The sequence below is a fragment of the Desulfosporosinus sp. BICA1-9 genome (genome assembly GCF_000802135.1).
The window spans coordinates 1-23,221 of record NZ_JUEE01000203.1 but is presented as its reverse complement, the minus strand read 5'-3'; the positions used below and the strand labels follow the sequence as shown (position 1 = coordinate 23,221).

Genomic DNA, 23,221 nt, shown 5'->3' with positions numbered 1-23,221 from the left:
AAAGGAATGGAACTGAAAGATGTTGAAGAATTCACTAAAATTCGTTGCAAATACCTACAAGCATTAGAAGAAGAGGACTACTGCGTTCTTCCTGGTGAGGTTTACACGGTAGGATTTTTACGGTCTTATGCTCGTTTCCTTGACATAGACTCAGAGAGTTTAGTAAATACTTTTCGAATGAAAATAAATGCGACTAAATTAGAAACCACGTTTGATTATTCTAAACAAGAAAGAAAGCCGTGGCTTCAAGACCAATATTTAGTAGCAAAAGTTTTACAATTTTACAGGGCATTTAAGTTTTTTAAGACAAATACGATGGAGGAGTCAAAAAGGTAAACTAAAAGAAATGTTTATGCTTCATCTAATGTGTAAAAATCATCATCGATTCTCCTAGCAGATCAGTTTAATTGTTTATGCTCTTCGTCAAACCATTTTTCGGGCATGAACAGCCGTGCTGAAATCAAACCATAGCCTTTAGGGCCGGAATAGCCGACGAAAACACCCACCTGACTGTTGGCTACTTTTCCGACACTACTTACACCGATTATTATCTTGCTAACGGGTATATTGCCGATTCGGGCCAGCAGTTTAGATTTTATTTTCCATTGGTTGCCGTTCATTTTACTCAGCTCCTTAGCGAATATTGCCTTAGGGCGAGGTTTCTTCCGCTATATAGATACTGAGAGATACAATATGTTGAAAATGTTTACGTTTATCAAAGCATCCTTGTCCCTTTTTTGGCCGCGGGATCTAGTTTTTCGCGTAACTCCGAAAAAAGCGGATGAATCGATTATTCGAAAGGATCGACGTGAATTATTACTACACATTCTTTTAATTGGTATTATTCTTTTATCAATTTCAATTGCAGTCTCAAATCTAATCTGGAAAAGTTTCTATGATGCGGAATCGATCAGTATCTACGTTGCTATATTTTGGTCAATCTATAATGTCGTTATGTTAGTAGTCACGATACTTTACATCATTAATCGACACTACTATAGACAAAAATATCGTTTTCCAGTAAAAGTAAGACTGCAGATTAAAGTGAGGGATTCTGAATGGGTCACTACAACAACGTGTGACATCTCACGACACGGGGTGTGTATCACTATTTTCGATAATTATCAATTCGATGATGATAAAATATCTATTATTCTAGAGCTTCCAGATGGACCTTTGAAGGCTGAATGTATTTTAGACTCTAGTGTATTGCAACCAAATGGTTTCCGTAAACTTGGACTGACATTTCAACCGTTTGCCCAAAAGGAACAAAATAGGCTTTTATATTTCTTATTTGTTAATTTGCCAAGAGACGCCTTTAATAAACAGCAATTAGTTCCCAATTATACGAGTATTAATGATCTTAAATTTCCGATTAAGCAATAGTCTAACCATCGACTAGAGGCTTTCGTTACCGAAGTCTCGATGTTCAACTTTAGTTGAACGAGTTCACTGCTGTGACGGTATAAGTATGACCCGCTGTCAGCGGCACAGTAATCTTATAGCTCACGCCACTGTTCGTTGTCGAGACCGAGCTAATGTTCACGCGTATACTGCCATCTAGGGACGATATCAGGAAATCCTAGCTTATGAATTTGAAGGTCGGCGGTACAAGCAACAGTTTGTATCCGTCGGAGAGCAGTTCTGTAGGACCAAATGAGACAGTTACAATCGTGTGGCAAGAAGGTAACTGGTATTATGTTGAGTGCTGTCTTTCATTTTGCCTTGTTCATTGCCATCTAAGAGTCCGAGGATTATAATTAGGAAATTAACGAATTTCTCAGATAAGAGGAGAAGTTATGAAAGTTAAGCAGGTATAGTTTAAAAAAGGAGAGATTGTTTTATGTCACAAGTAAACATTACTTGGGAAGGAAATATGAAATTTGTAGGTACCGATGATAGTGGCTTTAAAATACCTATGGACGCGTCAGCGATTTATGGTGGGAAAAATGAAGGCGTAAGACCGATGGAATTAATGTTAATGTCTCTTGGCGGGTGTACAGGTATCGAGTTAGGTCATATTCTCAATAAAATGAGAGTCGTATACAATCGTTTAGACGTTGAAGTTAATGGGACTAGAGTTGAAGAACACCCCAAGGTGTTTAGCGATATTCATGTGGTATATCGGTTAAGCGGGGAGAACATTTCAGCAGAAAAGGTGAATAAAGCTCTACAAATGGCTGAGCAGGTTTATTGCTCTGTGTCGAATATGCTAAGAAAAGTAGCGGAAATCTCCTATTCTATTGAAATTAATGGTAGGGTCTATAAATATGTGTGTGTGGAAGCAGTGGAAAAGAGTCCGGACAAGAATTCTGGAGCTTAGAGCGCAGGGTGCTCCAGCGTGGATGGACTGGTATAGGATGAAAATCTTATGAAAGGAGGAAGTTGCAATGAAGGTTAAAAATGTAATGGTTTGTAACCCTTACACAGTTAGATCTGATCAAAGTCTTGCTGATGCAAGCAGAATTTATCTAGACCACGATGTTAATTGTGCGCCTGTTGTGGGGGTGAACGATGACATTGTTGGGATTATTACGATTTCTAAGGTATTGGGATGTTTTTTATCTGGCTATTCCCCAACAGCAAAAGTAGAGGAATTCATGGATGATCCGCCAGCAACAGTGGAAGAAAATTCTGACTTTGAGGAAATAGCAAACACTTGCACTCAGGATATGGAACGCATGCTTGTTTTGGATCAAAATATGAAATTAACGGGAATTCTGTCCCGAGTAGAGCTAATTAAAAAGGTTAACTTGGCTTGGGAAGAAACTAGAAATGAACTTAGAGTTGTGTTGCAGTCAGTTAGTCATGCAATTATTGCTTTCGATAAAACGGGTTCTGTATACCTTTTTAATAAAGGAGCAGAGATTCTCTTAGGGCTTAGTAGTCAGGAAGCAACTGAGCAGTGCTATGAAGGACTTCTACCTCAGTGGATATGGAAGGAAGTTATTGCTGACGGTCAAGCACGGTTTGGCTTTAGATTGGAGGTTAACAACAAGCGGGTAATAGGGAATGCGACGCCTATATTTGTAAATGGCAACATAACAGGTACGGTTGTCGTATTGCAAGATTTATCGGAAATGGATAACTTAACTCTAGAATTATCGAGGGTCAGGGAATTAAAAGTTGAGTTGGATAATATCATCGAGTGTTCCTATGACGGAATGCTGGTTGTTAATCCTGAAAGAGTAGTTCTAAGGGTTAATAAGAGTGCTTTGCAGCTTTTTAACCTGACAGATTATAGCCAGAATTGTATATTAAGTGATATTGAATCTGAAGTTGCTGGTTATTTGGATGAAATGACTATTAAAATCATCCAGCAGAAGAAAACTCTCACCGAAGGTTACACGAAGGTCGATGGACAGGAGATCATTATTACCGGTAATCCTCGTTTTGCTCCGGATGGAAAGGTAATACAGGTCATATTTAATATGAGGGATATGACAGAATTGCAACGTCTTAAGTTTCAAGTAGAACAAGCGAAGGAAGAGAGATTACGTTGTTCAGTCGAGTTAGTAGAGTTAAGAGGAAAGTTATTAAAAGAAGATTTAATAACCAAGAGTCCTGCGATGGAGCCTGTTCTAGAGCTAATGGTACGTGTATCGCAAGTTGAATCGACAGTTCTGATTACCGGAGAATCAGGGGTGGGTAAGGAAGTAGCTGCTAAACGGATTCACAGGCTAAGCGGAAAGGAGAATGGTCCGTTTATCGCAATTAACTGTGGAGCAATACCGGAAAATCTCATAGAATCTGAACTTTTTGGTTATGAAAAAGGTGCCTTTACTGGAGCTAGTAAAGAGGGGAAAATAGGCTTAATGGAAGCGGCCAATGGTGGGAATATCTTCCTTGATGAGATCGGAGAACTTCCTTTGAATTTACAAGTTAAGCTTTTAAGAGTTATTCAGGAAAAGGTTATTTGTCGTATTGGTGGCATAAAGCCTATTAACCTTGATGTACGCATTATCGCAGCTACTAATCGTAATCTGGAGGAAATGGTCAAGAAAAAAACCTTTCGCGAGGATTTATTCTATCGTTTGAATGTTGTACAAATTAAAATTCCTCCTTTGCGCGAGCGTAAAGAGGATATTTTACCTTTAAGTGAATATTTTTTGAGCAAGTATTGTTCTAAATACAACAAACAAAAAAAAATTACTCAACAAGTTTATAAAATATTTGAGAGTTATGATTGGCCAGGAAATATTCGTGAATTGGAAAATGTTATAGAAAGAGCGGTCATTCTAAGTCAAGGTGATTCAATAGAGGTTAACCACTTACCAGAAAATTTGAATGTAGGGAATAATGGAAAGGCTGAGGTTGAAGTAACCGTTAGAGGAATTATCCCATTAAACGAGGGCGTTCAGTTGATGGAAAAGGAATTGTTGCGAAAAGCACTAGGAACTGAGAAAAGCAGTAGAAAAATAGCTTTACTCCTAGGGATAACTCATACTACTGTGTTGCGGAAAGGAAAACAATATGAGCTGCTATAATAGTGGCACTGCGAAGTTCCAATTGGAACAAATGTGTTCCAATTGCAGAAAATGAGCTTTTTGCCTAATCCCTAATGTCATTTGAAATAAAACAAGGATGAATGGAACAGAAATATTCCATTCATCCTTGTTTTATAATTAAAATTATCAGAAAAGTTACTCTTATCAAACATATCGGGATTGGCATAAGTTTTGCATATAAATCAGGAACAGGTCCTCAACCTTTTCCTATAATGCTAAACTCAAGAAAATCTGATCTGATGTAAAGAAGGGAGCTTATTAACATGACCACAGATATGCAGCACATTCGGGTTAGCGTCGGTTTTTATCCCAACTGGTGGCATAAGAATTATGGTATTTCTTACGGTAAACAGTACTACTATGACCCTGACTACCGCATTGAGGTCGCAATGAAGCAACAGAAGTTACTACATGAGCGCTTTGGAGATCTAGGGCTAGGAAACCCTGATCCCCAACCAAATCCTTTTGTCGATTACGGTATGGCTTTGGTACCTGAATTGTTCGGTTGTGAAACCACGTTCTTCGATGATGCTTTGCCGTGGGCTATTCCGGCTAACATGTCTGAAGAAACAATAAATAATCTCGTTGTACCCGATATACTGAACACTCATCCCATGACTGAAATCATCAGACAAATGGATTATTTAGAGAAAAAATACGGGCGGGTTACAGGAAATATTAATACATGTGGCATTCAGAACTTGGCCTTAAAACTGCGTGGTGATGAACTGTACATGGATTTTTATGAGAATCCAGATGTGGCACACAAGGTAATGAATCTTTGCTTGGAAACAATTATTCCATTAGCCAATTATGTTAAAAGCCGTACTGGTACATTAGCATCATCCGTTACCCCTATGGCTCCACCAGAAATGTATATTACTCCGAATTGTACTACAGCGCAAATCTCTAATGAATCCTATGAGGAATTTATTTTGCCATATGAAATGAAGCTTGCCAATGCGTTACAACCTTTTGGTATTCACCATTGCGGATCTGTTGATAATGTAATAGAAGGCTACAGTAAAATCAAAAATATGCAATTTATTGAAGTGGGGCCTTTGACTGACCTGCGTCGGGTGAGAGAACTGATGCCTACTGTCTTTATAAATGCTAGGATTTGCCCTGTCCGTATGCTCCAATGTACAGCTGAAGAAATTGAGCAAGATGTCAAACGTCTCATCGACACTGGTGGTCCTTACGAATTGCTCTCCATTGATGCAGTAGGTCTTGATTATGGGACACCGGATGAAAATGTTCGCGTTATGATAAATACTGCAAAAAGTTACAGTGCAGCAAAGATTGCCGAAGGGAAATAGTCTCTGTATTAGGAGTTCTCACCCTTTGCAGTCGAGTGATGGTTGTTAGTTTTTCACATCAAGTACACACAACTAAGAGATATTTTGAATGAGGGGGAAGCATGATGTCCGTATTAGAAGATATTAAAAATTCAATTATTACTTACAAGCCTGCAAAAACTAAAGAGTTTTGCCAACAAGCTTTAGACGAAGGAATCGATCCACAGGTGATTTTAAGTGAGGGATTAATCGCTGGCATGGCGGTTATTGGCGAGAAATTTAAGTTAAATAAGATTTACGTACCGGAAGTACTTATTTCTGCTCGATGTACTCATGCAGGACTAGATATATTAAAGCCTATTTTGGCTGCAGCAAAGGCAGTGCCATTAGGTAAAATTGTACTGGGGACAGTTAAGGATGACCTTCATGATATCGGCAAAAACCTTGTTGCTATGATGTTTGAGGGTGCAGGGTTTGAAGTAATAAACTTAGGGGTTAATGTTGACCCGGAGAAGTTTGTCGAGGCAATCAAAGAATATCAACCCAATATTATAGCGATGTCGAGCCTAATAACGTCGACTTTGCCTAGTGTAGAGACGACCATTAAAGCGATTATAGATGCCGGTCTGCGTGATCAAGTTAAGATTATGGTGGGTGGAGCACCAGTAACTGAAGAGTGGGTCCTGCAAATTGGCGGTGACGGGTTCGGTAAAGATGCTACAGCAGCAGTTGATGCAGCTAAGAAATTGATTGGCGTAGCTTAAAGGAGGAAAAATAATGTTTCATACCGAGGTTCGCAGCAAGAAAACAATAGTCACCATCGGTAGGGATTTGCCTGCAGTTATTATTGGTGAACGGATCAATCCCACAGGGAAAAAGAAATTTGGTCAGGCGCTTTTGGCTAAAGACTATGATTATGTAAGAAGCGAGGCAATCGCTCAGGTCGAGCAGGGCGCAGATATGTTAGACGTAAATGTAGGAGTTGCAGGCATTGATGAGGTTGCTATGTTACCGGAAGTCATCAAAATAGTGTCTGAAACCGTTAATGTACCTCTGTGTATAGATTCGGCTAATCCGGTTGCTTTGGCAGCAGCGCTAAAAGTATATGAAGGGAAAGCCTTGGTTAACTCAGTAACGGGTGAGGAAAAATCTCTTGAGAGTGTGCTGCCTCTGATTAAGGAATATGGAGCAGCGGTTGTTGGCTTACTCATGGATGACACTGGTATTCCCAATGATCCTGAAAAAAGATTAGCGATCGCCCTGAAAATTGTTGAACGTGCAGAAAAGCTAGGAATTGAACGATCCAATATAATAATCGATTGCTTGACTATGACGGTGAGTTCAGATCATAATGCTGCCGCTATTACCCTGAAAACCATTGAAAGGATCGTGGAGGAACTAGGTACTAATATTATTTTGGGAATTAGCAATGTTTCATTTGGTTTACCAGATCGAAATAGTATTACTAAAACGATGCTTGCTATGGCCTTAAGGGCCGGCCTAACCTGTATAATTATGGATCCGACGGCAGAGGGAATGCGGCGAACGGTTAAAACCTCTGATCTTCTCTTAGGACGAGATGAGTGGTCTATGAACTACTTGGCAGAATATCGACTGTACTCTGAACCACAAGATTAGTTTAGAGACCTTGCTCGATTGGCGTAGTAAGCCTATAAATTATATATTTCTTAATTTCTTATAGAGCAGGAGTGGGGGTAAAGTGCAAAAAGGAAAAATTATTGCCTGTGAAGTTTTTAAAGAAGAATTCCTTAGGGGTTTAAAAATACCCCTAGAGGACTGTATCTTTTTACCTCAGGAATTGCATCGTACCCCTGATCAACTAAAAGTTGAACTGCAAAAGCGGATAGATCTCCTTGAGGAACAAGGAGATCTAGACTGCATCTATTTAGGTTACGGTTTGTGTGGCAATGGTGTTGCGGGAGTAAAGTCCAGCCGGAGTAAAATTATCATCCCCAATAGTGAGGATTGCATAGCCGTTTTACTTGGTCTTCGTCATTTCGGTAAATGCCAGCTTAATAGAACGACAAGTTATTTTCTCAGCTCGGGGTGGATTGGCTTTGGGAGCGATGGATGGAAAGAATATCAACGTTGCTTGGAGTTGTTTGATCATGAAACAGCTTATTGGGCTACCAAAGAAATGATTAAGAACTATGAAACGTTTATTCTGATCAATAATGATATGGCCAGCTATCCTGCGGACAAGGTTTATGTCCAAAAGATTAGTAAGTTTTTTGGCTTGAACTATGAAGAGGTTGAGGGCTCAATAGATTGGTTGGCTAGCTTGTTTGAGGATATAGAATCAAACTCCAAGATAATTGTTGAACCAGGTATCTCGATTCAAAGTAGCATGTTTACCTGCGGAACCTAATAACCCATTGGAGGTGCTAAGTGCAAAGTTTCAAAATTAAATTTCTACCTCAAAACTTAGAAGTTTTTGTTCCAGCAGGTACCAGTGTGGTTGAAGCAGCGGACTTAGCGAGGGTTGACATTGAGCCCACCCCTTGCGGACGGCGTGGAACCTGTGGGAAATGTTTAATCCTTTGCCATGATTATTCGGGAATCCCGACAATCGTTGAAAAGGAAAAGATTATCGATGCTAAGTTGGACCAAGGCTGGAGATTAGCTTGTCAAACGCTTATTGTACAAGATATGGTTATTGAAGTGCCCGGTCAATCAGCAGGTAAGCTAATTAAAGCCTTGTTATCACGGCCCAAAAGTGCCATAGAAATTCAACCAACGATTATTAAGCACTTTCTTAAAGTCCCCCCACCAACTATGACAGATCAACGGGCTGATTGGGATAGAGTGGCAGAGCTGTTACCTGATCCTCAACAAGAATTAGACTTAACCTTGTTGAGGAAACTACCGGAATTAATGAGGGAAAACGACTTTGAAATTACTGTCGTGACTTACAGAGGAAAAGTGATTTCAGTCGAAGCAGGAGACACAACAACCGTAGGGTATGGTTGTGCGATAGACATTGGAACCACAACGGTAATATGCAGTTTGCATGATCTATTTGATGGACAAGAAATCACAGCTGCATCAGCGTTCAACCCACAGAGAACCTATGGAGCCGATGTGATTTCTCGTATCGACTTTTCTCTAACGGGCGGTAACTTGGAAAAATTACAAAACTTAATTATCGATCAAGTTAATACCTTAATCGATGAAGTAATATCAAAAGCAGGAATAAATAGGGCGGATATTTATTTGCTTAGTGTGGTTGGAAATACAACTATGCAGCACTTGTTGCTTGGACTTCCTGCCAAGTATATTGCCGCACCGCCCTTCGTGGGAACTCTCTATACAGGACTTAGTTTTGATTCCACAGATTTAGGTATCAAAATCAATGACAGAGGCCAAACAGTCTTTTTACCCCATGTGGCAGGGTATGTAGGAGCAGATATTGTGGCAGGAGTACTGGCTACGGGTGCTTATAAGTATGATGCTCCATGCGTCTTGATTGATGTTGGAACCAATGCCGAAATTGTCTTAGCGGCTCAAGGCTCTTTATATGCGTGTTCAGCTGCGGCAGGACCAGCTTTTGAAGGTGCCAACATTTGCTGCGGCATGCGTGCGGAAACGGGAGCAATCGATCGGGTTTGGCTGGAAGACGGGAAGTTGCACTATCATGTTATCGGACAGGTTCCAGCATTGGGCTTATGCGGGTCGGGTTTAGTGGATGTCATTGCCGAGCTGCTAAGTATTGGAATTATCGATTGTAGCGGACGTCTATTAACCCGTAAGGAAGCAATCCCGATCGTGGGGGATACTTTGGCGGAAAGTTTGCGAGAAAATGACGATGGTGACGAATTTGTCATAGTTGAAAATAGTGAATTTCAAAAGGTAAGTCTCACACAAAGGGATATTCGCCAAGTCCAGTTAGCTAAAGGTGCCATACTGGCCGGAATTCGAATTATGATCAAGGAAATGGGCATAAAGATGGAAGATGTTGAGCTGTTTAACTTAGCAGGTTCCTTTGGCAATGTACTTAATAAAAAGAATGCTCAAGTAGTGGGTCTAATCCCGGCCACTATATCTCTGAGCAAAGTAGAATATGCAGGTAATACAGCACATGTCGGGGCACAAATTAATCTATTGCGTGCAGATACCGAAGAGATTGTGAATTCCGTAGTTAAAAATATTAAATATATTGAGCTTTCGGATCGAAGTGATTTTACGGAAGAGTTTACTAATGCCATGTTTTTCGGTGAATGTGAAGGATAGAGGTAAAAATGAAAGGAGGTGAAGGCTCTCACCTAACGAGAATAGAATACCCGATTGCGAGAAAGGCAGTTTATCTTAAAATTTCAAAATTGTGTCTTGACAAGCGGGGACATTTCAAATCCCATCCACCGCGGAATAATTCCCAAGGAGATTTATTACGTATTATTAAGGTGAAGGAGGCGCACTGATGAATTCATTCGGAGCATGGATTGTAGGATTGTGGTTAACCTATACGGCTGTCCTTATTGTACTAAGCAGATATGCCAAAAAGAAAGCCGAATCTGGTGAGGGTGGGGATAGTTTTTGGGTTGGAGGCCGCAGCTTTAAACCTTGGATGGTTTTCGTATGTATTACGGGCTTGTTTTCGGGTTCTTCATTTATTGTTGTTTTAGAATTGTCATATAAAGTGGGTATTTCAGCCGCTTGGTATGGCGCGGCTGAAATGGTTCATGTCTTAATCATTGCTCTGTTATTAATTGCCAATCTTCGTAGACTGAAAATGGTGACTGTTTCTGGATTAATAGGGGATAAATTCGGGCGACTGGCACTGGGTGTGAGCGGTGCGATTACGGCCTTTACCTTTCCCATGTGGTCAATAGCAACCGCCCTTGCTTTTGCTTCTGCTCTTCATGTATTTACCCCTTTATCGCTTCCCTTTTCCATTGCGATTACAGGGATAACGTTACTGATTTTTCTTCAAGCAGGTGGGATGTGGTCAATTGTTCTTACTCAAACAGCAAATAGTTTTGCGTTTGCAGCAATGTTTATCGTTGGGGGTATTGCCTTCTTTATAGAACCTGGTTTCGACGGATTAGCCGTGTTAGCAACCGCCAAACCTGCCATGTTTTCCCCAACAAATGTAGGTTTGCAAGTGATCATTGCTTGGTTTGCTACATTTTTGATCAATGTGTTTGTAGCCCAAGCAGCATTTCAGATGGCCTTATCCTGTCGTACTCCTGAGGAAGGTAGAAAAGGCTTATTAATGGCCTTTGGAGCAAATATTTTCTTCATTGCGTTCGGTGTATTGTTTGGTTTGTCAGCTGCTGCAGTTGTGCCAGGCGGAGCTCGTGGCATGATTGCCATACCGCAATATCTGGCTCAAGTATTACCAGCTCCATTGGTAGGCGTGTTCTTCCTTGGAATTTGGGCTGCAGCGTTGGGGTGGGGTGCGCCTTGCCAATTCTCCGGTGCGACAAGCCTTGGGCGTGACGTAATGGGTGCCATTAACCCGTCCTTAAGTGATGAACGCAAAGTTCTTTACACAAAGTATGCATTGGTTGCGCTAACCTTAGAAATGATTTTATTAGGTCTAATGCGTAGCGAAAACGCTTCCTGGTGGAATATTTTAGCATGGACGTTACGGAACGGATCGACGTTCGCTCCAGTTGTTGTGGCTTTGGCTTGGCCTCTGGCTACACGTCGTGGAGCAATAGCTGCTCTGTTCGGAGGATTTATTTCTGGATTATCATGGTATGCCCTAGGTGGTTGGGATCCAGTCAACTTTTTCTTTAATATTCATCCTGTGTTTATCGGTATGACCTTTAATATCTTATTGATGGTGGTAGTTTCAATGGTGGACAATGCCGGACAGTGGAAAATTAAATTTGATCAGTCATCCGGCAGAAAGATTTTAGGGCTTGTCTCTACGGCAGCCATGTTTTTACTGGGCTTTATAGCATTAACCCAATTTAGCTGGCTCTTCCAGAAAGGGTTGATCGGATTAAACCTCTTCCTCATTGTAGCTGCCATTTTTGTAATTGTAATGATCTATGTAGTACCTATAAAATCGGGTGTTACATCGACCGGAAAAGAAGTTGCTTAAATCTTACAACGTTGAATATGACCTTTAGGCTTAAGCCGCAGAAGCTGGTAATGCTTCAAACGTTGCCAGCTTATGTACATATGAACAGCAGAGTAGTTAATACAAGTGAGTATAAAGGTAACAAAAGTTACTAAAATGTAACAAGCGTAAAATAGAAGACCGCCATTGACTTAAATACAGGCAAACTATATTCGGAGCATCACATTACATCATGCCAGAGGCTCAGGTTAAATGGACTTAAAGGCTCTTGCAACTATTGTAAGAGCCTTTCCTTGAGAATTATTATACTGTTTTTTCAAGAAGAGGCTATTAAAATATTATTAGAGTAGAGGGGTTTAACGTGTTAATTTATTTGCTAGTACTACTAATACTAGGATTGATGGGCGGATTTTTTTCAGGTTTATTGGGTTTGGGTGGGGCTATATTAATGGTGCCTTTGCTGCTTTATGTACCCCCATTACTCCATTTTCCAACCTTGGACATGAAAAGTGTAGCGGCCGTCAGTACCCTACAGGTCTTTGTCAGTGCGACTTCTGCTGTTATAGCCCATCGAAAAAGGGGAGCGGTCAGCATACCCGTTTTGTTGACTATGGGTATCCCGGCTGCTACTGCTGGTTTTCTGGGAGCTCTCTTTTCAAAATATGTCAATGCAGATTTCTTGTTAGCAATGTTTGCTGGTATTTCTACCTTAGCTACTTTATTAATGTTAATACCCAAAAAAGAACATGATACTGACCAAAGTCAGGGAATGTTAAATGTCGATAAAGTTCAGTTTAATCGTGTACTGGCGGCTTTATTAGCTACAATAATCGGTTTTATTGGGGGGATGATAGGTGCGCCGGGGGCTTTTATCTTTGTTCCAGTTTGTATTTATATTCTAAAAATACCTATGCGTATTACCATTGGTTCAACTTTGGGTATAGTTTTAATGACGGCTTTTACAAGTGCCGTGGGTAAGATTGCCAGTGGACAGATGCTTTGGCTGGTTGCGGCGACATTGGTGTTAGGATCTGTACCAGCTGCACAATTAGGTTCACGGGTGTCACATCGCGCTCCGATAAAACTGTTGCACTGGATTATGACACTAATTATTGCTTTATCATCTTTAAAAATATGGTTAGATGTAATTCATTAATACGGGAAGAAATCACCACGAACTTCTATTCTATGTGAAAGAGAGGAACTATAGTGGAGAATAGAGCTACAGATAAGTATGAGAGACATATACGGTGCACGAAAGAGACTTTAAAAATCTGGGAAGGCAAGATTGATTGGCGTTTACAGTATTTGATTAGCCTAGCGCCTTTGTTAAGACAGTTAACAGTGGAAGACCTGGGAATAGCCATCGCAGATAGAGAAAAATTTTTAATTTATCTGGCAGGAGATAAGCTAGATATTAAGATCAAACCAGGCGATACTATTCCGCCTCAATTGCCGATTCAAGAGGCTATGAAAGAGGCTAGGCGAGTTCTAAAAGTAGTGGATAAAGAATCATTCGGCATTCCATATATAGCCATATCTATCCCGATTCTTGGAGACGAAGGGAAGGTTATAGGTGGGATAGCGGTACAACAGTCTATGGAACACAAAGAAAATTTACGGGCTATGTCCCGGCAAATTTCTGAAACACTCTCTACGCTCACTGCAACTATCCAAGAACTTACAGCCCAGGGTGAAGAGCTTAGTGCAACAAGTCAACAATTTGCAGCTATTGCCCAAACATCGCAAGAAGGTGTTAAGGAAACAGACAAGATTGTACAGACAGTCAAAAGTATCAGCGATCGAAGTAAAATATTGGGGATAAATTCAGCCATAGAAGCTGCACGGGCAGGTGCGGAAGGCAAGGGATTTTCGATCGTAGCTCTGGAAATAAGAAAGCTTGCAGAGCAAAGTGCAAGTTCTATTACAGAGATTAAAGTTATCATAGAGGAATTTTCTCAAGCTATCGCCCAAATTGCAACATCGGCAACGGAATTAGATCAGGTTGCAGGTCAACAAGCTGCTCATTTATCACAGTTTACAACAGCTATAGAGAATTTATCTGAGTTAAGTATAGACCTTGCGAATATGGCAGAAGCGCTTTCTAGAGAAAATTAACTAGCTTATTCGGAACACGGAGAGGTAACGAACCGTGGTGCGCCCGGACGAAAAAGCCACGGCGGCCTATATTACACAGAGAATAGAGGGTCGGAACAGACGGTGTGGCAAGCAAATATTGAGGTCAGAAGGATTAACGAATACTGTAGCCCCGAGATGGCTCCTCTTCAGAATCTTATGAAGGAAATTCTGCGTTGCGCCGACCCATTGTCGCATTGGGGAAGGCCGAAGCTTTGTGGGAAGAAATGGTTAAATGCACTACAAAGGCAGCCGGGGTATGGGTTCTGACATCAATATTCAGCTCTGATCGTGACTACAAATGATGGCAGAGAGCACATAAATTATATAATAAAATGTAAATGAGGTTTGGAGGGAATTTAGAATGAGTAGCATATTTGGTTTAATCGTACTAGTATTAGTAGCATCAACGTTGCAAGCAGGAACTGGTTTTGGATTCTCAATAATGGCAACGCCGTTTCTACTTTTACTTTTTGATCCTCATGATGCAATTCAGTTAAATATCATACTTTTCATCTTTCTTGATGTACGAATATTAAAGATTTTAGTAAGTTTCCTAATCCTTTCCTCAACAGCTTTATTAGTAGCTAAAATTAATGTGAAACAAACTAACACCAAGGAACTAATAACAGGGGCATTGTCTGAGTTGCTTACTACAAGCTTAGGTATGCCTGGGCCGCCATTGTTGATATATTTTGCTGGGGCAAAGGTTGATAAATCTACTCTTCGTGGTACTGCTTTAGCCTATTTCGTGTTTGTTTTGCCGATCAGCCTTTTACTCCAATTCTCAATGTATAGCATTTCAAAGGGCGTTTGGATATCAACTTTATGGGCTTTGCCCTTTGCTGTAATGGGAATTTATTTAGGACAATGGGTATTTACACGATTAAATCAGCAACTTTTTGAAAAGATAATTTACACATTATTATTTTTCACGGGTATTTACTTATTAATTATAATTTTTTAAAGTATTCAGAACGAAAAATTCCTTGTGATTTTATAGAATTCTATGGGATGTACCGCCAGAAAAAACTATTCAAAATCGACCCAACTAACATCTCCTTAGAAGGGCATAGTCTTACATTCTGTATGTGATGATTCACGTATAACGCTTCTAATTTATGACTTAGCTATTAAGGCTAAAAGGGGGGATTATTTTGAACCTAACACGATTTCAACATGGTGGGGGACGAAAACGGAGTAATCCGGGCGGCTTGTTTCAGGAAGAAATCGAGAAGGCTCATCTTGAGGGTACTATGCGAATGGTGAGAAAATATATACCCTTAATAGGAACTATCCGAAATTATAAAAAAGAATATTTTTATAAAGACTTGATGACAGCTATGACAGTGGCTGTAGTTGCAATTCCGCAGTCTATGGCTTACGCATTGATAGCAGGTGTTAATCCTATATATGGGCTATATACGGCTATAGTATCAACTATCATCTCCTCAGTTTTTGGAAGTTCAGACCATGTTATAGCGGGGCCGACTAATGCTATAGCTTTGCTAATAGCAAGCACCATGAGTATATATATGGGGCAAGATAACGTGTATCAAATGCTATTTCTGCTGACTTTCATGGTTGGTATCTTACGAATACTTTTTGGTCTCATTAAACTAGGTAAAGTAATTAATTTTGTCTCCTATTCAGTATTGATTGGTTATACAGCCGGTGCTGGTGTCTTAATTGGGCTTGGACAACTTAGTACATTGCTTAGTATATCCATAAAAGATTCTTCACATATGTCAACAATGGCAAAGTTTTATTACGTTATGACTCATTTAAGTCAAGTGAACTTATATGCACTGGGACTTGGAGTTATGACAATGGCCATTATCATTATCTGTAACAAAGTTAATAAAAAACTCCCTGGAGCATTAATCGGGATTGTGATTCCAATAATGTTCATTGTCCTTTTTTCATTAGAACAGAAGGGTGTTAAACTCACAGGTTTTATTCCCTCTTCACTTCCTCCCTTTATGATGGTTCAATTTGATTGGGTGGCCATGCAAGATCTTTTCGGAGGGGCAATTGCAATAGCTATCCTAGGATTAGTAGAAGCCACTGCAATAGCTAAGTCCATTGCTGCCACCTCAGGACAGAAGATTGATGTAAACCAAGAATTTATTGGACAAGGTCTAGCTAATGTAGGTGCTTCCTTCTTCCAGTGTTTTGCCGGATCTGGTTCCTTTACACGTTCTGCACTCAATTATCAAAGCGGCGCTGCGACAAGAATTGCTGGAATCTTGTCAGGTGTGATAGTTGCCTTGATTCTTCTATTTTTCGCTCCATATGCGCAATACATTCCAAATCCTTGCCTAGCAGGGGTGATTCTAGTCATTGCCTATAACATGATTAAAACAAGAAGGAATTTAAAAATATTGTAAAAGATGGTGAATTTAAATCCGACTCAATTGCCCTGTGGGTAACGATTTTTGCAACAATTTTATTGCCGCGCCTTGATCTTGCAATCTTTACAGGGATCGTATTATCTATTGTTTTATACCTAAAAGATACTAACCAAGTAACTGTTAAACTCCTTGTGCCGGAAAATGGTAAAGATTCTCAAATCATTGAGCGAGAAGTTAAATCAGTTAATGAAAAGTTAGATATTTTAATTATTCAATTGGAAGGAAATCTATTTTTTGGCTCGGCAGATGACCTTCAAATTAAACTTCTTGACATTGTTGATAAATCCAAAATTTTTATCTTAAGAATGAAGTATGTTACGAGATGGATTTTGCTGCTCTTGGTGCTTTGAAAGTTTTTATGAGAATGTTAAAAGAAGCAGGTTCTACTCTAATCATTTGTGGAGTGAAGTCGGAGCTTGAGTTAATGCTTAAAAACACGGATCTAACTGCGGATGTCGGAACGGATAACTTCTTTATGTCGGAGAATGAAATTTACGCTTCATCCACTAACGCCTTACAGAGAGCAAGGGCTGTTCTAGGGTGTAATATAGTTGACAACTCTAGCCCGAAAAATTCGGCTTTCTTGTAATCTATGAGGATTAGAGATTACTATGGGGCTATCAATGCCCTTGGTCACGCCTGTCTGGAAAGGAGATTTTGTTTTCGGCATAGAGATGTCTTTAGTTTAAAAGGTAAGTTAGGTGTAGTTGTAAGCGTGGAATATAGCAGAGAGACAAAAAATGCAGTTCATACATTTATTACCAAGATGATGCGATCAAATATGATGGAGATAGTTGGTTCAGTTGCTGCACATGGCTATTCACAGTGTTAACTATGGCACATTGCAACAATATGCAGGAAGGCTTCGCAGACTCTTTGCAAACAAAAAAGAAGTACAAATCTATGATTATGTGGATATTCATGTAAGGATGATTGAACGGATGTACCATAAACGGCTTAACGGGTATTCTACGATTGGTTATAAAGCAAAAGGAGAAAGTAGTGCACCAGAGTCAATCGATGTGATTTTTGACAAGAGCAATTTTTTATCGGTCTATACTAATGATATTATAAAGTCTCCAAGAGAAATTTTGATAGTAAGCCCCTTTATTACAAGAAACGTACTATACAAATGATGCAGCACCTGAAGATTGTCTTAGAAAATAAGGTGCGAGTCATCGTAATAACCCGGCCCATTGGAGATTTCAAAGACAAGAATACTAGTGCTTTGCAGGGTGCCTTGGACTTATTAAAAGTTGCTGGAGTAAGTTTGGTTTTCAAATCGAATATACATCAGAAATATGCAGTGATTGACCAAAGAATTGTGTGGTATGGAAGTATCAATCTTTTGAGTTTTGGTAGTGCGGAAGAAAGATCATGCGGCTTGATAGCCCAAACGTTGCTAACGAATTAATAATGAGCATGGACAAATTACAGTCCTGCATGTTATGCTGAGAATACCAATAATTGGAGATATCTTAGTACTGGTGTGAGGCATTACGAACTACTTGCGAACTGGAGTCGTGAAAAATGGATAGTGTTCTAGAACAAATAAAAGAGATTTCCCTTCAATACAAAGTTGATAAGATTGTTCTATTTGGTTCACGTGCAAGAGGGGATTATTCATCTGTCAGTGACTATGATATAGCAATTTTTGAAAACCATTTGTCTGCTTTAGATAAAGCTCGTCTTCGTGATGATGTTGATGAAATTGAGACCCTCAAAAAAATTGATATAGTATTTGTCCAAGAAAACTTTACAGATGAACTGATGGAAAGTATTAAGAGGGACGGGGTAATCATATATGAGTAAGTTGGAAACTAAACTCAGTAATTTTAATAATGCACTTCAAAGGCTTAAAGAAGCAGATAAAGAGTTTAATAAGCAAGGTGTTAGCGATGTGGTCCGTGATGGGGTTATTCAGAGATTTGAGTTCACCTATGAGCTTGCATGGAAAACCACTAAGGTGTTCCTTGAGGATACTGGTATAATAGATATTAATTCACCAAAAGCAGTGATTAAAGAGGCATATGCTCAAAAACTTATTAGTGATGAAAAAAACTGGCTACTTATGTTGAATGACAGAAATATGACTTCCCACATGTATAAGGAAGAGATGGCGGTGGAAATTGCCGAAAGAATTTCTGGTTGTTATATAAAAGAATTCGAATTACTATTGAAAGAATTGCAAAAGTAGTAGCTCAGAATAAGCCGCGTCAACATAAATACAGCTGGAAACATCATAGTTTCCTGGCTGTATTATTCTTATGGATAAAAACAACTCCAGTCTGCATTTATATGGAACCTAAGACCCTGCGCAGTGTGGGGTTTTTGTTATTCATATTACGAAAGCCTGAAATTGGATAGTAACCTTGTCAACCCCCATGAATAGTATGGAAGAAGGGGGGGTGAGATGAAACTATGTATCGATCCAGGGCATGGAGGTTATGATCCGGGAGCTGTCGGTAACGGATTGCAAGAGAAAGACCTTACTCTGGACATTTGCCTTAAACTTAAAAGTATACTTGAGTACAATGGAATAGATAGCATTCTTACTCGCGATGGAGATTATACGCCTGGCTATTTAAACAACCTCAACGGAGAGCTGTCTACTCGAGTTAAGATAGCTGAGGAGGCCAAAGCAGATCTGTTTATTTCTGTGCACATTAACGCAGGCGGTGGTACAGGAGTGGAGGTGCTGATTAGTGGTAGAGGTGGACGTGCGGAAACGGCAGCGAACAAGGTTTTACCTTATCTTGTTCAAGTCGGGGGCTGGGCGAATCGTGGAGTAAAAACACAGAATGTGTTCGTGCTTAGGGAAACAAGTATGCCGGCAATTCTAACCGAAAATGGATTTATCGATTTTATCGATAATGTAAAGGATACAGCAAAGTTAAAGGAGCCTAATTATCGTCGGTCACTTGCAGTAGCCCATGCCAAAGGGATCTGTGATTATTTTGGGGTTCAATACAAGGAGCCAGTTCCAGTTCCAAGCCAGCCATCACCTAATGTCATGTTCCGTGTCATTTTAGATGCTAGGCAGACCATGGCGTTAAGCTCTCAAGAAAGCGCGATCACGGCAGTCAAAGAATCCCCAATAAGTTGAAATATCTTTCTTAATAAAGACGTTTCACCACTGTCGGAAGTAATTTGTTCCCGAGCAATTTCATCATAGATCTCGACCACACCCTCGCCGTACCCATTCCCAGGCACTGCCCAATGCCCATTCAGATCTTCCCAGTTTGGACAGCTTCCCCTCTTTACCAAGTCAAACCGGGGGTCCACCTTTATAATTCCTATGGGCAACAGTTTAAAGGAAGCGTACGCAAATAGATGTTCTAAGTGGGCCAACACCCCTTCTTCCTGTGTAGAAAAGGACACTCCTGGAGACCCACCTCCGACAGCTCCAATTCCGGCAAAGTTGTTTTGCTCAGCCTTTACATCTCCACTGAATTTGAGGCAACCAGTTTCTTTAATCATTTGAGCCACCGCGTAACCCCACCTTATTCCCAATCGATCCCCTTGCCTCTTGTAGAAGGGAACAATATCCGGAGCATAGGGATTATGCTTAATCAGAAATTGACGGCACTGCTCAATCGTGATCGTCTCTATGCCCATGATTGGAGTTTTCTGAGCTGCCAGAGGCACTGCATACTCGAAAATGTTTACATTATCCGTTGTTCGCTGTACAACTCCCATTGATGCTTGGCCACTATCGACCGATTACTTTAAAGGGGGAAAACAATAAAAAGGAACCCAACATCAGGTGGAGTCTGGTTGAACTTATCCAGACTTCACACAGGTATGTTGTTTCAGATAATGGAAGAAGGAACAACGTACCTGTCCCTTTGTTTCTTTAAGTTATTCAGTTATTCCTCCCCCCCTCACCTCCTCCCATTCAACAATTTATAGCAATAAAGCGGGTCTTTTGACTCGCCTTATTACTATAATTATACATTGCTCTTTACCCAAAGTTCACCACTCGAGGTAAGCCAAGTTCCGCGCCTGCCGGCAAAGGACTTTACAAGACCTCTGTGCTCTAAGCCGTGTAGAATTCCACGGACAGTAGCCTCAGTAACAATAAGTAATTTGCTTGCAAGTACCAAGGAGAGTTGCTTTCGTCCAATGCCAATACCGTTGAGGTTGTATGCAGCTATAGTGTGGAGAATTTGTGCTTCAAATTGATCAATCTTTGAATCCTTACTATTAATCATAATACTTTCTGAATTATTTAAAGTTATTGATTCATTAGATTGAAAATCAACTGGTGTCGGTGATGGATTTTCGCTTATCTTGCTCGAGTAGAGCTGCGTGTTTTTTGAAGACTTAAGAGTACAAAGTAATTCGATGCGATTTCTAAGCTCCCGGATATTTCCGGGCCAGTCATATTCCTGAAATTGGGCTAGCTCTTTACTTGTGATAAGGTTTGGTCTTCCGAGCTGTTGTTCGAAGAAGGCAACTAATGATGGAATATCTTGTTTCCGCTCCTTTAATGCTGGAACGGATAAGGGCAGAACGTTAAGGCGGTAAAGAAGGTCTTCACGGATTTTTCCTTCGGTTACTAGAACGTTCACATGCCTATTGGTAGCAGCGATAATTCGGGCGTCGATAGATATCACATTTTGTCCCCCCACCCTAATTATCTCGTGTTCAGAAAAAACTCTTAACAATTTAACTTGTACGGGGAGAGGAAGGTCTTCGATTTCATCAATAAAAATAGTACCGCCAGTAGCTAATTCAAACATCCCTGGTTTGCCACCTTTTTTAGCTCCGGTGAAAGCGCCTTCTTCGTATCCGAAAAGTTCACTTTCTAAGAGAGTATCGGGTAGAGCACCACAGTTAACTGCCACAAATGGCCCAGTCGTCCTGTCCGAGTGTTCGTGAATAGCATGGGCAAAAAGTTCTTTGCCGCAACCAGTGGGGCCTTCAATTAGAACTGGCGAGCTACTCTGGGCGTAAATTTTTGCAATCTCAATAGTTTGACTTATTATGGGGCTTGATCCAAGGATATCCTCAAAAGTATATTTAGCTACAAATCCTCGGGAACGAATATTTTTACGCAAATATTGTCCTCGCTTATTAATCTCATCCCCAGGTTCGAATAGTAACAACTCCTTATTGTCATAATCCAGCGAAGTTCTATGGACAATAAAAAGTTGAGCGTTGATTTCTATGACTTGCGTATCTATATCATCATTTTTCAGGGATTGATAGGTTTTATTGTCTAACAGTTCCGAAATATTATTGAGATGGTTTCCCCAAAGATCACGGGCCTTTTTGTTAGTTTGAACGATATTACCCTCTGTATTTACCACAATAGACGCCTGAGATATCTGGTTTAAGACAGCAGTTAGAATAAATTTACTGTTTTCAACTTGTCGACGAGTTGATTCTATTTTTTTGCTTAATGAAATAAAGCTTCGGACGTAGTGTGCTGAGATAACATGGCTTGTTTCCATCAGACCACAAAGGTCTAGAATCTCCATTAATGTGCTCAGGTCAATAACTCTTGTGCCTATATCCACAATCTCAAATCCAGCAGGGACTAAATGAGCTTCTCCGGGAGTGATTACTAAATCTGCATCAGGCACTATCTCCATTTCTGGACCATAAGGGATTAACCATAGGTAATCGAAACCCATTGTATACAATAGTTCAATAACCTCTTCCGCTGTTTCCTTTGTTGTGTTTACTACCAGTATTCTTTGTTGTGAGTTGAGACTTAATAATTTTGAAATCTGTTCCGGATCGATAGCCCGCCGAATAACAAGTATATCTATACCTGGGGTTAATCGCTTCTTTATATGATCAAATAAACTTTTACTAGACAGGAGGACTAGGTCGGAAATTGAGACGGAAGGAAGTAGTTCATCTGCGTCAAATCCTTGACATATAACATCCTTATGGAGAAAGGAACTAAGACGGCTGGATAGAAATAGGGCATTGGCCTTTCCTTTAGCAATTAAAATAATTTTTTTACTCATACTTACCTCCTGAAAATTCAAAAATTTCAGTATAAATCTCTTTACTGTTAAACGATCCCATTGGACCTTATTAACCTTTTCATCCCGTTTTTACCATTATCATAAACCAGTTCAACCAATAAGGCAATTATTAAAGGCTTGGTTCGGTAGAGCCAAGCTTTTAAATAAGGGGATTTTTCTGAATAAATAATATATTTATTATATTCGGAATATGGCATGAGATTTGCATTATGATCATGCAAAGATTGCAAAGGGTGGGAAAAATTCTCCTTCTAAAATAATAAATCTCTAAAAAGTACTATTAACATTATAGGAGAATGCCCAACCAAATTATCAAGACCAGCTAATAAAAGTCAAGAGTTTGTCTGATTATTTCTTTTAATTTTCGGTTTGTAAAATACGGCATAACAAACTAAGCCATTGAAAAATCCGAACAATGACCTAAACGTTAATTTTTGGGAAGCCCACCTAGAGAAACGGGACGCTCGGCGCTAGCCAAGCAAACTCTCTTTCAATTTGGGGTAACTCTCTGGAGTAAAAGAGACTTTGCAGTCTTCAAGCGTTTGGGTGTAGTGCACGTGTCAATAGGATGATGGCGAGCATATCCTCGGTCTAACGCCCTCCGGTATCCCTCGCATCACCTTTGACACGATCCGAATGGCTCTGTCGTATCCAAACTATTCCTTTAAGCAGCTGCTGGTTGAGGCTTTGTTGTCCTCCAAGTTTGATGATCTTCAGGTCGTTTAATCACAAAGGGCTTTTGGTCACGAAGAACAGCAAATATGTAGTGAAGAAGTTTGTGCATGACGGCCACGAGAGCCACCTTTTT

24 protein-coding genes and 1 pseudogene are annotated in these 23,221 nt (G+C 40.1%); 21 read left to right on the top strand and 4 right to left on the bottom strand.

The genetic code is table 11. From position 1 onward, the window contains the following. Window positions 1-336: helix-turn-helix transcriptional regulator (locus JL57_RS25030; RefSeq protein WP_291300541.1), on the top strand; the 336-nt coding region annotated here is incomplete at its 5' end. Between the two features lie 62 nt (window positions 337-398). Here JL57_RS25030 and JL57_RS25025 read toward each other — a convergent pair. Then, window positions 399-620 carry a hypothetical protein gene (locus JL57_RS25025; RefSeq protein ID WP_034144621.1) on the bottom strand — a complete coding sequence of 74 codons (222 nt, stop codon included), beginning with the start codon at window positions 618-620 and terminating at the stop codon, window positions 399-401. Here JL57_RS25025 and JL57_RS25020 point away from each other — a divergent pair. The 20 genes from JL57_RS25020 to JL57_RS24930 all read left to right on the top strand — a co-directional run bounded on the left by JL57_RS25020 (window position 610) and on the right by JL57_RS24930 (window position 19,514). Continuing rightward, window positions 610-1,386: a PilZ domain-containing protein gene (locus JL57_RS25020; RefSeq protein WP_291300540.1), complete on the top strand. Its 777-nt coding sequence runs from the start codon at window positions 610-612 to the stop codon at window positions 1,384-1,386. The genes JL57_RS25025 and JL57_RS25020 overlap by 11 nt on opposite strands. A 457-nt stretch (window positions 1,387-1,843) precedes the next feature. Further along, complete coding sequence (locus tag JL57_RS25015; protein WP_034144619.1) at window positions 1,844-2,323, top strand: OsmC family protein; 480 nt, start codon at window positions 1,844-1,846, stop codon at window positions 2,321-2,323. Between the two features lie 67 nt (window positions 2,324-2,390). After that, window positions 2,391-4,487: a sigma-54-dependent Fis family transcriptional regulator gene (locus JL57_RS25010; RefSeq protein WP_034144618.1), complete on the top strand. Its 2,097-nt coding sequence runs from the start codon at window positions 2,391-2,393 to the stop codon at window positions 4,485-4,487. Window positions 4,488-4,771: 284 nt separating this feature from the next. After that, window positions 4,772-5,827 (top strand): uroporphyrinogen decarboxylase family protein, encoded by a 1,056-nt coding sequence (locus tag JL57_RS25005; protein WP_034144617.1) that lies wholly within the window; start codon window positions 4,772-4,774, stop codon window positions 5,825-5,827. A 101-nt stretch (window positions 5,828-5,928) separates the two neighbouring features. Further along, window positions 5,929-6,570, top strand: a complete 642-nt coding sequence (locus JL57_RS25000) for a B12-binding domain-containing protein (RefSeq protein WP_291300539.1) — start codon at window positions 5,929-5,931, stop codon at window positions 6,568-6,570. A gap of 13 nt (window positions 6,571-6,583) precedes the next feature. Next, a complete protein-coding gene (locus JL57_RS24995) occupies window positions 6,584-7,444 on the top strand; it encodes a dihydropteroate synthase (RefSeq protein ID WP_034144615.1) in 861 nt (286 codons plus the stop codon). An 82-nt stretch (window positions 7,445-7,526) separates the two neighbouring features. Next, the gene (locus JL57_RS24990) at window positions 7,527-8,195 is read left to right on the top strand and encodes a DUF1638 domain-containing protein (RefSeq protein WP_034144614.1); all 669 of its coding nucleotides are present in this window, start codon (window positions 7,527-7,529) and stop codon (window positions 8,193-8,195) included. A gap of 20 nt (window positions 8,196-8,215) precedes the next feature. Further along, complete coding sequence (locus JL57_RS24985; RefSeq protein WP_034144613.1) at window positions 8,216-10,057, top strand: ASKHA domain-containing protein; 1,842 nt, start codon at window positions 8,216-8,218, stop codon at window positions 10,055-10,057. A gap of 187 nt (window positions 10,058-10,244) precedes the next feature. Continuing rightward, window positions 10,245-11,879, top strand: a complete 1,635-nt coding sequence (locus JL57_RS24975) for a sodium:solute symporter (protein WP_034144612.1) — start codon at window positions 10,245-10,247, stop codon at window positions 11,877-11,879. 340 nt (window positions 11,880-12,219) lie between these two features. After that, complete coding sequence (locus JL57_RS24970; RefSeq protein WP_291300538.1) at window positions 12,220-13,014, top strand: sulfite exporter TauE/SafE family protein; 795 nt, start codon at window positions 12,220-12,222, stop codon at window positions 13,012-13,014. A 53-nt stretch (window positions 13,015-13,067) separates the two neighbouring features. Further along, window positions 13,068-13,976 (top strand): methyl-accepting chemotaxis protein, encoded by a 909-nt coding sequence (locus tag JL57_RS24965; protein ID WP_291300537.1) that lies wholly within the window; start codon window positions 13,068-13,070, stop codon window positions 13,974-13,976. 382 nt (window positions 13,977-14,358) lie between these two features. After that, window positions 14,359-14,961 (top strand): sulfite exporter TauE/SafE family protein, encoded by a 603-nt coding sequence (locus JL57_RS24960; RefSeq protein ID WP_034144611.1) that lies wholly within the window; start codon window positions 14,359-14,361, stop codon window positions 14,959-14,961. 247 nt (window positions 14,962-15,208) lie between these two features. After that, entirely contained in the window at window positions 15,209-16,384 is a 1,176-nt protein-coding gene (locus JL57_RS36655; RefSeq protein ID WP_366557095.1) for a SulP family inorganic anion transporter, read from the top strand. Between the two features lie 62 nt (window positions 16,385-16,446). Then, window positions 16,447-16,758 (top strand): hypothetical protein, encoded by a 312-nt coding sequence (locus tag JL57_RS36650; protein ID WP_366557094.1) that lies wholly within the window; start codon window positions 16,447-16,449, stop codon window positions 16,756-16,758. Next, the gene (locus JL57_RS36645; protein WP_366557093.1) at window positions 16,731-16,997 is read left to right on the top strand and encodes an STAS domain-containing protein; all 267 of its coding nucleotides are present in this window, start codon (window positions 16,731-16,733) and stop codon (window positions 16,995-16,997) included. The genes JL57_RS36650 and JL57_RS36645 overlap by 28 nt, the downstream gene beginning before the upstream one ends. 214 nt (window positions 16,998-17,211) lie before the next feature. Continuing rightward, a complete protein-coding gene (locus JL57_RS24950; RefSeq protein WP_291300536.1) occupies window positions 17,212-17,544 on the top strand; it encodes a hypothetical protein in 333 nt (110 codons plus the stop codon). Then, the gene (locus tag JL57_RS24945) at window positions 17,541-17,822 is read left to right on the top strand and encodes a phospholipase D-like domain-containing protein (protein WP_034144609.1); all 282 of its coding nucleotides are present in this window, start codon (window positions 17,541-17,543) and stop codon (window positions 17,820-17,822) included. Before JL57_RS24950 ends, JL57_RS24945 begins: the two co-directional genes overlap by 4 nt. Window positions 17,823-17,938: 116 nt before the next feature. Next, a complete protein-coding gene (locus tag JL57_RS24940) occupies window positions 17,939-18,220 on the top strand; it encodes a nucleotidyltransferase domain-containing protein (protein ID WP_034144608.1) in 282 nt (93 codons plus the stop codon). Next, window positions 18,213-18,605: a nucleotidyltransferase substrate binding protein gene (locus tag JL57_RS24935; RefSeq protein WP_034144607.1), complete on the top strand. Its 393-nt coding sequence runs from the start codon at window positions 18,213-18,215 to the stop codon at window positions 18,603-18,605. The genes JL57_RS24940 and JL57_RS24935 overlap by 8 nt, the downstream gene beginning before the upstream one ends. A gap of 216 nt (window positions 18,606-18,821) precedes the next feature. Further along, complete coding sequence (locus JL57_RS24930; protein WP_034144606.1) at window positions 18,822-19,514, top strand: N-acetylmuramoyl-L-alanine amidase; 693 nt, start codon at window positions 18,822-18,824, stop codon at window positions 19,512-19,514. Here the strand turns inward: JL57_RS24930 and JL57_RS24925 are convergent. The 3 genes and pseudogenes from JL57_RS24925 to JL57_RS35495 form a co-directional block, all read right to left on the bottom strand. After that, a complete protein-coding gene (locus JL57_RS24925; protein WP_291300535.1) occupies window positions 19,469-20,107 on the bottom strand; it encodes a glucosaminidase domain-containing protein in 639 nt (212 codons plus the stop codon). The two genes, JL57_RS24930 and JL57_RS24925, sit on opposite strands and share 46 nt — an antisense overlap. 251 nt (window positions 20,108-20,358) lie before the next feature. Continuing rightward, window positions 20,359-22,392, bottom strand: coding sequence for a sigma-54-dependent Fis family transcriptional regulator (locus tag JL57_RS24920; protein WP_291300534.1), 2,034 nt, complete (start codon window positions 22,390-22,392; stop codon window positions 20,359-20,361). A 685-nt stretch (window positions 22,393-23,077) separates the two neighbouring features. Next, window positions 23,078-23,221: pseudogene (locus JL57_RS35495) on the bottom strand (IS110 family transposase); the annotation flags it as partial.

Coding starts and splice junctions, on each gene's coding strand:
- JL57_RS25025 (WP_034144621.1), bottom strand. CDS start 620: ATGAACGGCAACCAATGGAAAATAAAATCTAAACTGCTGGCCCGAATC.
- JL57_RS25015 (WP_034144619.1), top strand. CDS start 1,844: ATGTCACAAGTAAACATTACTTGGGAAGGAAATATGAAATTTGTAGGT.
- JL57_RS25010 (WP_034144618.1), top strand. CDS start 2,391: ATGAAGGTTAAAAATGTAATGGTTTGTAACCCTTACACAGTTAGATCT.
- JL57_RS25005 (WP_034144617.1), top strand. CDS start 4,772: ATGACCACAGATATGCAGCACATTCGGGTTAGCGTCGGTTTTTATCCC.
- JL57_RS25000 (WP_291300539.1), top strand. CDS start 5,929: ATGATGTCCGTATTAGAAGATATTAAAAATTCAATTATTACTTACAAG.
- JL57_RS24995 (WP_034144615.1), top strand. CDS start 6,584: ATGTTTCATACCGAGGTTCGCAGCAAGAAAACAATAGTCACCATCGGT.
- JL57_RS24975 (WP_034144612.1), top strand. CDS start 10,245: ATGAATTCATTCGGAGCATGGATTGTAGGATTGTGGTTAACCTATACG.
- JL57_RS24960 (WP_034144611.1), top strand. CDS start 14,359: ATGAGTAGCATATTTGGTTTAATCGTACTAGTATTAGTAGCATCAACG.
- JL57_RS36645 (WP_366557093.1), top strand. CDS start 16,731: ATGGATTTTGCTGCTCTTGGTGCTTTGAAAGTTTTTATGAGAATGTTA.
- JL57_RS24945 (WP_034144609.1), top strand. CDS start 17,541: ATGATGCAGCACCTGAAGATTGTCTTAGAAAATAAGGTGCGAGTCATC.
- JL57_RS24940 (WP_034144608.1), top strand. CDS start 17,939: ATGGATAGTGTTCTAGAACAAATAAAAGAGATTTCCCTTCAATACAAA.
- JL57_RS24935 (WP_034144607.1), top strand. CDS start 18,213: ATGAGTAAGTTGGAAACTAAACTCAGTAATTTTAATAATGCACTTCAA.
- JL57_RS24930 (WP_034144606.1), top strand. CDS start 18,822: ATGAAACTATGTATCGATCCAGGGCATGGAGGTTATGATCCGGGAGCT.
- JL57_RS24925 (WP_291300535.1), bottom strand. CDS start 20,107: ATGGGAGTTGTACAGCGAACAACGGATAATGTAAACATTTTCGAGTAT.
- JL57_RS24920 (WP_291300534.1), bottom strand. CDS start 22,392: ATGAGTAAAAAAATTATTTTAATTGCTAAAGGAAAGGCCAATGCCCTA.